Consider the following 11,786-nt stretch of genomic DNA (forward strand, 5'->3'; position numbering starts at 1 on the left):
CTCTCGTTCAGACTGCCGGACGCCGCATCGGCGGCGCCGCATGATGATGGGGATTCGATCGGCACGCGGCCGGTTTATCGCGCTTTTCCGTCGCAAAACGCGAGAACGTCGTCGACATAGTCGGCAAATTCGCTGATTCCGTGATCGCTGCCTTCGATCACGCGCGTTTTCGCGCCCGGGTAATGGGCCAGCATCTCGCGGTAGTCGAGCACTTCGTCGCCGGTCGCCGCGAACAGATAGTAGCGCTCGGCACGCGTGATCGCCGGCACGCGCAGCGCGTCGAGCTCGTGCAGGTGACGGCGCTCGACGACGATCGTGCCGCCGCCGTGCCACAGCGGCTGTTCGCCCAGATGCTGCTCGAGATCGCGCTGCGGCACGATGGCCGGATTCAGCAGCACGGCCTTCCAGCCGTGCTTTTCCGCCAGCCACGTGGCGTAATAGCCGCCGAGCGAGCTGCCGATGACGGTCACGTCGCGCGCACCGGCAACCTCGGCTTCCGCGACGGCGATCGCGTCGAGCGGCGACACGGACAGCGACGGGCACCGCCACTCGGCCGTGCGGCCGAGTTCGGCCATGCGCGCGGCGAGCAGCCGCGACTTCTGCGATTCCGGCGACGACCGGAAGCCGTGCAGATACAGGATCACGTGCGGCTCCCGAGCGCGTCGAGCAGCTTCTGGTGCACGCCGCCGAAGCCGCCGTTGCTCATCACGAGCACGTGGTCGCCCGGGCGCGCGGCCTCGGTGACGGCCTTCACCAGCAGGTGCAGATCGTCGAACGCGCGCGCTTTGTCGCCGAGCGGCGCGAGCGCCTCGCCGAGATTCCAGCCGAGCGCATCGCGCCCCGCCGGTGCGCCGTAGCCGAACACGAGATCGGCATCGGCCAGGCTCGCGGGCAATTGCGCCTTCATCACGCCCAGCTTCATCGTGTTCGAGCGCGGCTCGAGTACCGCGAGGATGCGGGCATTCCGGCTACCGATGCGCGCACGAAGGCCGGCGATCGTGGTTTCGATCGCGGTCGGATGGTGCGCGAAGTCGTCGTAGACGGTCACACCGTCCACGCTGCCGCGCACTTCCATGCGGCGCTTCACGTTGCGGAACGCTGCGAGGGAGGCGGCGGCCTGCGCGGGCGGCACGCCGACGTGGCGCGCGGCGGCGATCGCCGCGAGCGCGTTCATCCGGTTGTGATCGCCCTGCACCTGCCACGCGACTTCGCCGACGCGCTCCGCGTGCGAATACACGGCAAAGCGCTCGTCGACCGGCACGCCGTCCTCGGCCGGCAGTGCCTGCCAGCCGCCATCGACGCCGAACCGCTCGACCTCGCTCCAGCAGCCGCGCGCGAGCACCCGCTCGAGCGCGTCCGAGCGGCCGTTCGTAACGATCCGGCCGACACCGGGCACGGTGCGCACGAGGTGATGGAATTGCGTTTCGATCGCGGCGAGATCCGGGAAGATGTCGGCGTGATCGAATTCAAGGTTGTTCAGCACCGCGGTGCGCGGCCGGTAATGGACGAACTTCGAGCGCTTGTCGAAGAACGCCGTATCGTATTCGTCGGCCTCGATCACGAAGAAGCTCGAATCGGTGAGCCGCGCCGATACGCCGAAGTTCAGCGGCACGCCGCCGATCAGGAAGCCCGGGTTCAGGCCCGCGTCTTCCAGCAGCCACGCGAGCATCGACGACGTGGTCGTCTTGCCGTGCGTGCCCGCGACCGCGAGCACCCATTTGCCGGCGAGCACGTGCTCGCCGAGCCACTGCGGGCCCGACACGTACGGCAGGCCGCGATCGAGGATCGCCTCCATCAGCGGATTGCCGCGCGTGACGACGTTGCCGATCACGAACAGGTCCGGTTTCAGGTCGATCTGTTCGGCGCCGTAGCCCTCGATCAGCGTGATGCCCTGCGCCTCGAGCTGCGTGCTCATCGGCGGATAGACGCCCGCGTCGCAACCCGTCACCGTGTGGCCCGCCTCGCGCGCGAGTACGGCGAGACCGCCCATGAAGGTGCCGCAGATGCCAAGAATGTGGATGTGCATAGATGAATGCTTTCGCGCCGCCGGGCGCCGTCGATTCGGAAAAGATGCGTCTGCGGCGCGCCGGACAGGCCGTGCGACCGGCGCTCGTCGCCGCGACACAAAGAGCAGTATTGTAACTGACGGCCTGCCGTGGCCGGCGGCCCGAACGATGCGCGCGAACGCCGCCGGCGCACCGGGCGGCAGGCCGCCGCACCCGTGTTCGGGCGCCGCGGCGATCTAGTATGATTGCCGGATCATGTCTCGCAAACCTCTTGTCGACCCGCGGCGCGTCCGCGAGGAAATCGCCCAGTCCGCCGCCCGCCTGATCGCGGAGGACGGGCTGGACTATGCCGGCGCGAAACGCAAGGCCGCGCGCCAGTTGCTGGGCGATTCGCGCGTTGCCGGCGAATGGCTGCCGGATAACGATCAGATCGAGGAAGAACTGCGCGAGTACCTCGCCCTGTTCCAGAGCGACACGCAGCCGGACGAACTGCGCCTGCTGCGCGAGATCGCGCTCGACTGGATGCGTCGGCTCGCCGAGTTCCGTCCGTATGTGACGGGCGCCGTGCTGAACGGCACCGCAAACGCGCATTCGGATATCCATCTGCAGGCATTCCCCGACAACCCGAAGGACGTCGCGATCTACCTGCTGAACCAGAACATCCAGTACGACGTGTCCGAGACGCGGCACTTCGCGGGCCGCGGCGACGTCGAGACGCTGAGCTTCCTGTGGCGCCCGCGGCGCGACGTGGACGCGATCGGCATCCACCTTGCGCTCTATGCGAGCGACGACCTGCGCGGCGCGGTCAAGGCCGACTCGCGCGGCCGGGTCGCCCGCGCGGATGCCGCCGTGCTCCGCGCGCTCGTCGAAGCAGGCAAAGCCCCTTCCGAACCTGAATGATTCAACGATGATGATGAAACGCATGTTGGCGCTCGCGGTGGTCGCTGCCGCCGCCGTCGCCGGCGGGATCGCCGCCGGCCATTGGTTCCGCGGCAGTGCCGACGACGGTGTCGCCGTCGCCGCGCCCGCCGCAGCGGGCAGCCCGGTCGACCAGTTGTGGGCAGCGGCGCTGACGGGTGTCGACGGCAAGCCGGCCACGCTGACCGCCTTCAAGGGCCAGAAGGTCGTCATCAATTTCTGGGCGTCATGGTGCGGCCCGTGCGTCGAAGAGATGCCCGAGCTCGTCGCGCTGTCGCACCAGTACAAACAGAAAGGCATCCGTTTCATCGGGATCGGCGTCGATTCCGAGCAGAACGTGAAGAACTTTCTGCAGAAAGTGAAGGTCGACTATCCCGTTTTCGTCAGCGGTTATGCGGGCGCAGATCTGGCCCGTAATTTTGGAAATACCGCTGGCGCGTTGCCGTTTACGGTCGTCATCGACGAAACCGGCAAGATTCGCGAGACAAAATTGGGACAAATCCAGCCGGCCGAGCTGAAAAAGACGCTCGACGCGCTGTAACCTGCCCGAACGCCGGCCAGCACGTTGGCAGCGATTTGTCCGTCGATCGCCGCAATTTCGCGTGAATTCGCGAATACTTTGCATCCACACCGGTAATTCTTGCAGGTCCGGCGAACTCGGCCGTTCGGCAAAACTAGACAAATTTCTCTAAATAGCGCTAAAGTTCGCGCAATTCCGCAGAAATAGAAGCGACCATGACACGATTGCTGGTGCTGCACGGCCCGAACCTGAACCTTCTCGGCACCCGGGAACCGGAGGTGTACGGCCACGTCACGCTGGCGCAGATCGATCAGGCGCTTGCCGCACGCGCCCGGGAAGCCGGCGCCGAACTGTCGTCGTTCCAGAGCAACCATGAAGGTGCGCTGGTCGACCGCATCCAGGCCGCGCGGGAGGAACAGACCGATTTCATCCTGATCAATCCGGCCGCGTATACGCATACGAGCGTCGCGATCCGGGACGCGATCGCCGGCGTTGGCATCCCGTTCGTCGAGGTTCACTTGTCGAACGTGCATCGCCGCGAAGCGTTCAGGCACCACTCCTACTTTTCCGACCAGGCCGAAGGCGTGATCTGCGGACTCGGGTGGAAAGGTTATCTGTACGCGCTCGAGTACGCGCTGGACAAGCTGCAAGGCACGTCGCGCGGCTGAATTCGCGATCTAGATTCAGCGCCGGCCCCTAACCGGCGCTTTCACGTATTGAAAGGGGAATTCCCGATGGATCTTCGTAAGCTGAAAACTCTGATCGACCTCGTCTCCGAATCCGGCATCTCCGAGCTGGAAGTGACGGAAGGCGAAGGCAAGGTGCGCATCGTCAAGAACGCACCGCCGGTCTACGTGCAGCCGACGGCTGGGTATGCCCCGCAGGTCAGCGCGCCCGCGCCGTCGGTCGCGCTGCCGACGGACGGTGCCGCTGCGCCGGCAGCCGGCGCAGCAGCCGCGCCGGCCGTTCCGCAGGGCCACGTCGTGACGTCGCCGATGGTCGGCACGTTCTATCGCGCGCCGTCGCCGGGCGCGGACCCGTTCGTCCAGGTCGGCGACACGGTCAAGGAAGGCCAGACGATCTGCATCATCGAAGCGATGAAGCTGCTCAACGAGATCGAGTCCGACAAAGCCGGTGTGATCAAGGAAATCCTCGTCGAGAACGGCCAGGCAGTCGAATACGGCCAGCCGCTTTTCGTGATCGGCTAAGTCCGCCGCGCGGCTAAGCCAGCCGCGCGCCGCCGATGCTCGCCAGGCGCCGTTCGCGCGCCCCTCGAAGAGACGAATACTCGCTATGTTTGAAAAAATCCTCATTGCCAATCGCGGTGAAATCGCGCTGCGCATCCAGCGCGCGTGCCGCGAGCTCGGCGTCAAGACGGTGGTCGTCTACTCGGAAGCCGACAAGGAAGCCAAGTACGTGCGCCTCGCGGACGAAGCCGTCTGTATCGGCCCGGCCCCGTCGAACCTGAGCTACCTGAACATGCCGGCGCTGATCAGCGCCGCGGAAGTCACCGACGCCGAGGCGATCCACCCCGGCTACGGCTTCCTGTCGGAAAACGCCGATTTCGCGGAACGCGTCGAGCAGTCGGGCTTCACGTTCATCGGCCCGCGCCCGGAAACAATCCGCATGATGGGCGACAAGGTCACCGCCAAGCAGACGATGATCAAGACCGGCGTGCCGTGCGTGCCGGGCTCGGAAGGCGCGTTGCCGGACGATCCGAAGGAGATCGTCAAGATTGCGCGCACGATCGGCTATCCGGTCATCATCAAGGCGGCGGGCGGCGGCGGCGGGCGCGGGATGCGCGTCGTGCACACCGAGGCCGCGCTCGTCAACGCGGTCAACATGACCCGCGAGGAAGCCGGCCGTGCGTTCGGCAACCCGCAGGTGTACATGGAGAAGTTCCTCGAGAACCCGCGCCACATCGAGATCCAGGTGCTGTCCGATGCGTTCAAGAACGCGATCTGGCTCGGCGAGCGCGACTGCTCGATGCAGCGCCGCCACCAGAAGGTAATCGAGGAAGCGCCGGCACCGGGCATTCCGCGCCGCCTGATCGACCGCATCGGCGACCGCTGCGCGGACGCGTGCAAGAAGATGGGCTACCTCGGCGCGGGCACGTTCGAATTCCTGTACGAAAACGGCGAGTTCTACTTCATCGAGATGAACACGCGCGTGCAGGTCGAGCACCCGGTGTCGGAACTGATCACGGGCGTCGACATCGTGCAGGAACAGATCCGCATCGCGGCCGGCGAGAAGCTCGCACTGCGCCAGCGCGACATCCAGTTCCGCGGACATGCGATCGAATGCCGGATCAACGCAGAAGATCCGTTCAAGTTCACGCCGTCGCCGGGCCGGATCACGTCGTGGCATACGCCGGGCGGCCCCGGCGTGCGCGTCGACTCGCACGCCTACAATGGTTATTTTGTGCCGCCGAACTATGATTCGATGATCGGCAAGCTGATCACCTACGGCGCGACCCGCGAGCAGGCGATCAGCCGGATGCGCATCGCGCTGTCGGAAATGGTCGTCGAAGGCATCCAGACCAACATCCCGCTGCACCGCGAGCTGATGATCGACTCGAAGTTCGTCGAAGGCGGCACCAGCATCCACTACCTCGAAAACCGGCTCGCGCAGAAGCAGCAGGTCGCACCGGAAGAAGCGTAAGCATGAGCTATCGCGAACTCGTCGTCGAACTGGCCCGTGAGCACGCGGAGGCATTGTCCGACGCGCTGCTCGACCTCGGCGCGCTGTCGGTGTCCGTCGAGGACGCCGACGCCGACACGCCCGACGAGCAGCCGCTCTTCGGCGAGCCCGGCCTCGTGCCCGATCGCACCGCGTGGCAGCACTCGCGCGTGGTCGCGCTGCTGTCGCCCGACCACGATCCGGCCGTGCTGCTCACGGCGGCCGCGAACGAGATCGGCCTCGCCGGGACGCCGAAATTCGACGTCCGCGAAGTCGAGGAACAGGACTGGGTACGGCTCACGCAATCGCAGTTCGAGCCGATCCCGATCGGCGAACGGATCTGGGTCGTGCCGTCGTGGCACGACGCGCCCGATCCCGACGCGCTCGTACTCGAACTCGACCCCGGCCTCGCGTTCGGCACCGGCAGCCACCCGACCACGCGCCTTTGCATGGAATGGCTCGAACAGTCGGTCAAGCCCGGCCAGTCGGTGCTCGACTACGGCTGCGGCTCCGGCATTCTCGCGATCCTCGCGAAGAAATGCGGGGCGAACCCCGTCATCGGCATCGACATCGATCCGCAGGCGGTCGAATCGGCACGGCAGAACAGCGAGCGCAACCGCGCGGAAGTCACGTACGGGCTGCCCGATGCATGCCCGGACGGCGAATTCGACATCGTCGTCGCGAACATCCTGTCGAACCCGCTGAAGCTGATGGCATCGATGCTCGCGTCGAAGGTCAAACCGGGCGGGCGCATCGCGCTGTCGGGCGTGCTCGCGCGCCAGGCGGACGAAGTCGCGGCCGTCTATGCGCGCTACATCGACATCTCGGTCTGGCGCGAACACGAAGGTTGGGTATGCCTTGCCGGAACCCGGCGGGAAAGCCATTAGAATAGCGCTGTCCTTTACTCTGGCCAGCAGGCCGCCCGGCTCGACATGCTTCTTGCGACGCGCTGCCCCCATTGCGAAACCGTCTTCCGGCTGCAGCAGGAACAGCTCTCGCTGCATGAAGGGCTCGTGCGCTGCGGGCATTGTCATGAGGTCTTCAACGCGTCGGAATCGCTCGTTCCCGAGCACGCGCAGCAGCCCGAACCGGCATTGACCGAAACGGCTGCCGCGCCGGAGAACGGCGACGCACACCACCAGGCCGCGCCCGCACGGCTGTTCGCCGCCGACGCGCCGGCCGGGTTGCCGTCCGATACCGATTACAAGCCCGAAGGCTGGGACATGTGGGCGCCGTGGCTCGACGCCGGCGTCGATCCGTCGCTGCAGCACAACGTGCAGACCGTGCGCACCGCGCCGCTGGTACCGCTCGCGCTCCCGTCCACCGAAGCCGGCATCGTTCACCTGTCTGGTACGCCCGCGCCGTTCCCGTCCCCGACCGAGCTCGATGCATCCGCCGACGCCGTGCAACCGGCCGAACCGCATTCGACCCAGACGGAACGGGAAATCGAAGCATCGCCCGCGCCCGTCGTCGCCCCCGTCGAGCACGATCCGCGTGAGCCCCGCTTCGTCGCCCACATTCCGTCGGAAGCAGAAACCGCTACCGGCGACACCGAACCCGTGGGCCACGCACACTTCGCCGTACCGGACGACGAGCGCGCTCCGCGCGAACCGCGTTTTGCGTTCGCTCCGGCGCCGGCCATAACCGCACCCGAAACCGGATCCGAACCCGACGCCGCTGCCCGGTACGACAAAACACCGGCCGCGGTCACCGCCGCGCCCGCCGCACCGTTCCCCGCCGCACCGACCGACGACGATCGCCCGCACTTCGCCGTCACGCGCGAGACGCGCGCGCCGCAGCGGCGCGGGTTGCTCGGCGGCTTTTTCGGCGGCCTCGTCGCCGCGGTACTGGCCTTCCTGCTCGTCGCGCAACTCGCATGGTGGCAGCGCGAGACGCTGATGATCTACTGGCCCGTCACGCAGGGTTGGTTCCGTCAGGCCTGCGCGCCGCTCGGCTGCGCGGTCGCGCCGCCGCGCGCGATTGACGGCCTGCGGCTCGACGCGACCGACCTGCGCCAGCTCGACGGCCCGCGCGTGCTCGAGCTGAAGGTGCCGCTGACGAACCGCTACCGCGTCGCGCTCGCGTACCCGTCACTCGAACTGACGCTGCTCGACGACACCAATCACGTGACCGTTCGCCGCGTGCTCGCGCCGCGCGACTACGTGCACCCGGGTACGCCGATCGACGCCGGGCTGCCGCCCGGCAAGACGCAGACAATGATCGTCCGCGTCGAAACGACCGGCACGCCCGCCTCGAATTTCCGCGTCCAGATCTTCTATCCGTGACGCGCCGCGGCGCGCGCCTGCGCGCCCGTCTCAACCCGCGCGCCCGAGCGGCGCGCTATTTCGGAGCACGAACATGAGCAAAGTTACGCTGGGTGGCAACCCGATCGATCTCGCCGGCACGTTCCCGGCCGTCGGCGCCCAAGCCGCCGATTTCAAGCTGGTCGGCAAGGACCTCGCCGACCTGTCGCTCGCCAGCTTCGCCGGCAAGCGCAAGGTGCTGAACATCGTGCCGAGCCTCGACACGCCGACCTGCGCGACGTCGACCCGCAAGTTCAACGAAGCCGCGTCGTCGCTCGACAACACGGTCGTGGTCGTCGTGTCCGCCGACCTGCCGTTCGCCGCCACGCGCTTCTGCACGACCGAAGGCCTCGCGAACGTCGTGACGGCTTCGACGTTCCGCACCGGCCGCGCGTTCGCGAACGCATACGGCGTCGACGTGACGAGCGGCCCGCTGAACGGCCTGACCGCACGTGCCGTCGTCGTGCTCGACGCGCAGGACAAGGTGATCCACGCGGAACTCGTCGGCGAGATCAAGGACGAGCCGAACTACGACGCCGCGCTCGCCGCACTGAAGTAACCCGCTGCCGCCCGGCCCTGCCGCGCGAGGCCCGACGGGGCCGTTCACGCGCCGGCCGGGCGGCCGCATCCCTTTGCTCTCTACAGGAACGCACGCCTTGACTACGCTGATTTGCGGCTCGCTCGCCTACGACAACATCATGACCTTCGAAGGTCGGTTCCGCGAGCACATCCTGCCCGACCAGGTTCACCTTCTCAACGTGAGCTTCCTCGTGCCGACGATGCGACGCGAATTCGGCGGCTGCGCAGGGAACATCGCTTACGCGCTGCACATGCTCGGCGGCGACGCGCGCATCATGGCGACGGTCGGCGCGAACGACGCGGACCGCTATCTCGAGCGCCTCGACAGCCTCGGCCTGTCGAAGGCTGGCGTGCGCGTGGTGCCCAATACGCACACCGCGCAGGCCATGATCACGACCGATCTCGACAACAACCAGATCACCGCATTCCACCCGGGCGCGATGATGCAGTCGCACCTGAACCGCGCGGACGAAGTGGCGGGCGTGAAGCTCGGCATCGTCGCGCCGGACGGCTTCGACGGGATGGTCCAGCACGCCGAGCAATTCGCGAAGGCCGGCATCCCGTTCGTCTTCGATCCGGGCCAGGGCCTGCCGCTGTTCGACGGCGCGACGCTGCGCCGCATCATTGAACTCGCGACCTTCGTCGCGGTCAACGACTACGAAGGCAAGCTCGTCAGCGACAAGACGGGCTGGTCCGAACAGGAAATCGCCAGCCGGGTTCAGGCGTTGATCATCACGCGCGGCGAGCACGGCTCCACCATTCTTCACAAAAACGGCGAAGAGCAGATTCCCGTCGTGGGTGCCGAGCGTGTCGTCGATCCGACCGGCTGCGGCGATGCCTTCCGGGGCGGCCTGCTGTACGGTATCGAGAACGGCCTCGACTGGGCAACCACGGGCCGCCTCGCGAGCCTGATGGGTTCGATCAAGATCGCTCACCAGGGGCCCCAGACTTACGTACTGACGCGCGCCGAAATCGACGCGCGCTTCGAGGCTGCATTCGGTTACAGTCTCAAATGAATATTGTGGGAGAGCCAAAATGTTGACGAAAAAAAACCTCACGCTCGCGGCCATGCTGACGGCCACACTGACCCTTGCCGGCTGCTTCACGGCACCCGGTTCGGCAGATGTCTATAGCGTCGGCCAGGCGCAGCGCGAACAGACGGTCCGCATGGGCACGGTCGAAAGCGTCCGCGCAGTGCGCATCCAGTCCGACGGCGGCGGCAGCGCGATCGGCACGCTGGGCGGCGGCGCACTCGGCGCGGTCGCAGGCAGCGCGATCGGCGGCGGCAAGGGATCGATCCTGACGGCAATCGCCGGCGGTCTCGTCGGTGCGGTCGCGGGCAACGCGGTCGGCGAAAACCTCAGCACGGCGAACGGTGTCGAAATCACCGTGCGCCTCGACAACGGCGACCTGCGCTCGATCACGCAGGCAGCAAGCGGCGAAGCGTTCCGCGCCGGCGAGCGTGTGCGGCTGCTGTCGAGCGGCGGCGTCACGCGCGTCACGCACTAACCGGGTACCTCAGCATGCGGCGCAAGCCGCAGTCGAACGCATGTGCGAAGCTGCACATGCGTTTTTTTTCGTCCGTACTCGCCGCGGCCGGCACATGGGCGAATACGGACGAAAAAAATCCCGCCACCTGAGCCAGGTGGCGGGACTGATTGAGTAGCGCTACTCAACCCACGGACACCACGTGAGTGCCCGGGTGATGCTGGTCAGCCGCGATTACGGACGGCTGCCGGTCGGGAACGGCCATGCCGCTGCCGGGTTGAGCGCGGTCTTCACGCCCGATGCCGGCGCAACCGACGCGGTCGACGCGGTCGTTGCCGGTGCAGCCTTCTTCACGACGGCCTTCTTCGGAGCAGCAGCCTTCTTCGCCGGAGCAGCAGCCTTCTTCGCAGGGGCAGCCTTCTTGGCGGGCGCAGCCTTCTTCGCAGCGGCCTTCTTCGCAGGCGCAGCCTTCTTGGCAGCAGCCTTCTTCGCAGGCGCGGCCTTCTTGGCAGCAGCCTTCTTGGCCGGTGCGGCCTTCTTCGCAGCAACCTTCTTCACTGCGACTTTCTTGGCTGCAACCTTCTTCGCAGCGACCTTCTTGGCCGGCGCTGCCTTCTTCGCAGCAACCTTCTTCACTGCGACTTTCTTCGCTGCGACCTTCTTGGCTGCAACCTTCTTCGTTGCGACCTTCTTTGCCGCGACCTTCTTCGCAGCGGCCTTCTTCGCCGGTGCTGCCTTCTTCGCGGCAACCTTCTTCACCGCGACCTTCTTCGCAGCAACCTTCTTCACTGCAGCGGCCTTCTTCGCCGGAGCAGCGGCCTTCTTCGCGACGGTCTTCTTGGCAGCAACTTTCTTAGCAGCCGGTTTCTTCTTGGCGGTAGCCATGTTGTTCTCCTTCAGGTTCAGATGAGAGTCAGTTCAAACTACACCCTTCGTCAAAACCCGCTTCCCGCGGACGCTGTTCAGGACGTGCGCTTCGAAGCGGGCTATTCATCGGCGTACGCGGATACCGCGCGCTTACGCTAATGAATACGGTATGGCGCGCGTGACCGCCCGGCCTCGCGCGCCAAATCAAGTCGGTAGCCGGCGCACCTCGCGCCGCTACCCCTAATCGCTTGATCAAGCGGACCGCCACACGGCCGTCCGCTTTATCCGGAGGGAAGTTTGCCCATCCCACTGAAGGGTTCGCAAAGTGCCTGTCGTGTCGTTGGGCCGTTAAGGCACCGGGCATGCTTTGCATCAGGCGTTCTTGCTCCTAAACCTTGGGCCGCGGCCGAGAGGCCGCCGGCTGCT

General features: G+C 66.4%; 14 protein-coding genes. 10 read left to right on the top strand and 4 right to left on the bottom strand.

The window, feature by feature from the left end:
• Positions 1-74: 74 nt before the first annotated feature.
• Both DM992_RS00950 and mpl read right to left on the bottom strand, forming a co-directional pair.
• Positions 75-644, bottom strand: a complete 570-nt coding sequence (locus DM992_RS00950) for a YqiA/YcfP family alpha/beta fold hydrolase (RefSeq protein WP_105389870.1) — start codon at positions 642-644, stop codon at positions 75-77.
• Positions 641-2,026, bottom strand: a complete 1,386-nt coding sequence (gene mpl / locus DM992_RS00955; RefSeq protein ID WP_111015345.1) for a UDP-N-acetylmuramate:L-alanyl-gamma-D-glutamyl-meso-diaminopimelate ligase — start codon at positions 2,024-2,026, stop codon at positions 641-643. Before mpl ends, DM992_RS00950 begins: the two co-directional genes overlap by 4 nt.
• 235 nt (positions 2,027-2,261) lie before the next feature.
• Between mpl and DM992_RS00960 the strand changes: the two genes are divergently transcribed.
• The 10 genes from DM992_RS00960 (at position 2,262) to DM992_RS01005 (ending at position 10,514) form a co-directional block, all read left to right on the top strand.
• On the top strand, positions 2,262-2,906 hold the full coding sequence (locus DM992_RS00960) for a UDP-N-acetylmuramate--alanine ligase (protein ID WP_111015346.1): 645 nt from the start codon (positions 2,262-2,264) through the stop codon (positions 2,904-2,906).
• 7 nt (positions 2,907-2,913) lie between these two features.
• Positions 2,914-3,465 carry a TlpA disulfide reductase family protein gene (locus tag DM992_RS00965; protein WP_111015347.1) on the top strand — a complete coding sequence of 184 codons (552 nt, stop codon included), beginning with the start codon at positions 2,914-2,916 and terminating at the stop codon, positions 3,463-3,465.
• A gap of 194 nt (positions 3,466-3,659) precedes the next feature.
• Positions 3,660-4,112 carry a type II 3-dehydroquinate dehydratase gene (gene aroQ / locus DM992_RS00970; RefSeq protein WP_111015348.1) on the top strand — a complete coding sequence of 151 codons (453 nt, stop codon included), beginning with the start codon at positions 3,660-3,662 and terminating at the stop codon, positions 4,110-4,112.
• 66 nt (positions 4,113-4,178) lie between these two features.
• The gene (gene accB, locus DM992_RS00975; RefSeq protein WP_111015349.1) at positions 4,179-4,652 is read left to right on the top strand and encodes an acetyl-CoA carboxylase biotin carboxyl carrier protein; all 474 of its coding nucleotides are present in this window, start codon (positions 4,179-4,181) and stop codon (positions 4,650-4,652) included.
• 85 nt (positions 4,653-4,737) lie between these two features.
• Positions 4,738-6,105 carry an acetyl-CoA carboxylase biotin carboxylase subunit gene (gene accC, locus DM992_RS00980; RefSeq protein ID WP_111015350.1) on the top strand — a complete coding sequence of 456 codons (1,368 nt, stop codon included), beginning with the start codon at positions 4,738-4,740 and terminating at the stop codon, positions 6,103-6,105.
• Positions 6,106-6,107: 2 nt separating this feature from the next.
• A complete protein-coding gene (gene prmA, locus DM992_RS00985) occupies positions 6,108-7,010 on the top strand; it encodes a 50S ribosomal protein L11 methyltransferase (RefSeq protein WP_111015351.1) in 903 nt (300 codons plus the stop codon).
• Between the two features lie 45 nt (positions 7,011-7,055).
• Positions 7,056-8,408, top strand: coding sequence for a DUF3426 domain-containing protein (locus DM992_RS00990; RefSeq protein WP_111015352.1), 1,353 nt, complete (start codon positions 7,056-7,058; stop codon positions 8,406-8,408).
• 73 nt (positions 8,409-8,481) lie between these two features.
• Positions 8,482-8,985: a thiol peroxidase gene (gene tpx / locus DM992_RS00995; RefSeq protein ID WP_034182673.1), complete on the top strand. Its 504-nt coding sequence runs from the start codon at positions 8,482-8,484 to the stop codon at positions 8,983-8,985.
• Between the two features lie 97 nt (positions 8,986-9,082).
• A complete protein-coding gene (locus tag DM992_RS01000) occupies positions 9,083-10,021 on the top strand; it encodes a carbohydrate kinase family protein (RefSeq protein ID WP_111015353.1) in 939 nt (312 codons plus the stop codon).
• Between the two features lie 19 nt (positions 10,022-10,040).
• Positions 10,041-10,514 carry a glycine zipper 2TM domain-containing protein gene (locus DM992_RS01005; protein WP_034182671.1) on the top strand — a complete coding sequence of 158 codons (474 nt, stop codon included), beginning with the start codon at positions 10,041-10,043 and terminating at the stop codon, positions 10,512-10,514.
• A 213-nt stretch (positions 10,515-10,727) separates the two neighbouring features.
• On the opposite strand, the gene DM992_RS01010 is transcribed toward DM992_RS01005, so the two are convergent.
• Positions 10,728-11,378, bottom strand: a complete 651-nt coding sequence (locus DM992_RS01010; protein ID WP_111015354.1) for a histone H1-like DNA-binding protein — start codon at positions 11,376-11,378, stop codon at positions 10,728-10,730.
• A gap of 28 nt (positions 11,379-11,406) precedes the next feature.
• A complete protein-coding gene (locus DM992_RS01015; protein ID WP_111015355.1) occupies positions 11,407-11,733 on the bottom strand; it encodes a hypothetical protein in 327 nt (108 codons plus the stop codon).
• Positions 11,734-11,786 lie beyond the last annotated feature (53 nt).

It is taken from the genome of Burkholderia sp. JP2-270, assembly GCF_003233675.1.
Lineage (GTDB): Bacteria > Pseudomonadota > Gammaproteobacteria > Burkholderiales > Burkholderiaceae > Burkholderia > Burkholderia pyrrocinia_C.

Excerpts from the sequence above, each read along its gene's own strand:
- mpl (WP_111015345.1), bottom strand. The coding sequence starts at position 2,026 with ATGCACATCCACATTCTTGGCATCTGCGGCACCTTCATGGGCGGTCTC.
- DM992_RS00960 (WP_111015346.1), top strand. The coding sequence starts at position 2,262 with ATGTCTCGCAAACCTCTTGTCGACCCGCGGCGCGTCCGCGAGGAAATC.
- DM992_RS00965 (WP_111015347.1), top strand. The coding sequence starts at position 2,914 with ATGATGATGAAACGCATGTTGGCGCTCGCGGTGGTCGCTGCCGCCGCC.
- aroQ (WP_111015348.1), top strand. The coding sequence starts at position 3,660 with ATGACACGATTGCTGGTGCTGCACGGCCCGAACCTGAACCTTCTCGGC.
- accB (WP_111015349.1), top strand. The coding sequence starts at position 4,179 with ATGGATCTTCGTAAGCTGAAAACTCTGATCGACCTCGTCTCCGAATCC.
- accC (WP_111015350.1), top strand. The coding sequence starts at position 4,738 with ATGTTTGAAAAAATCCTCATTGCCAATCGCGGTGAAATCGCGCTGCGC.
- prmA (WP_111015351.1), top strand. The coding sequence starts at position 6,108 with ATGAGCTATCGCGAACTCGTCGTCGAACTGGCCCGTGAGCACGCGGAG.
- DM992_RS00990 (WP_111015352.1), top strand. The coding sequence starts at position 7,056 with ATGCTTCTTGCGACGCGCTGCCCCCATTGCGAAACCGTCTTCCGGCTG.
- tpx (WP_034182673.1), top strand. The coding sequence starts at position 8,482 with ATGAGCAAAGTTACGCTGGGTGGCAACCCGATCGATCTCGCCGGCACG.
- DM992_RS01005 (WP_034182671.1), top strand. The coding sequence starts at position 10,041 with ATGTTGACGAAAAAAAACCTCACGCTCGCGGCCATGCTGACGGCCACA.
- DM992_RS01010 (WP_111015354.1), bottom strand. The coding sequence starts at position 11,378 with ATGGCTACCGCCAAGAAGAAACCGGCTGCTAAGAAAGTTGCTGCCAAG.
- DM992_RS01015 (WP_111015355.1), bottom strand. The coding sequence starts at position 11,733 with ATGCAAAGCATGCCCGGTGCCTTAACGGCCCAACGACACGACAGGCAC.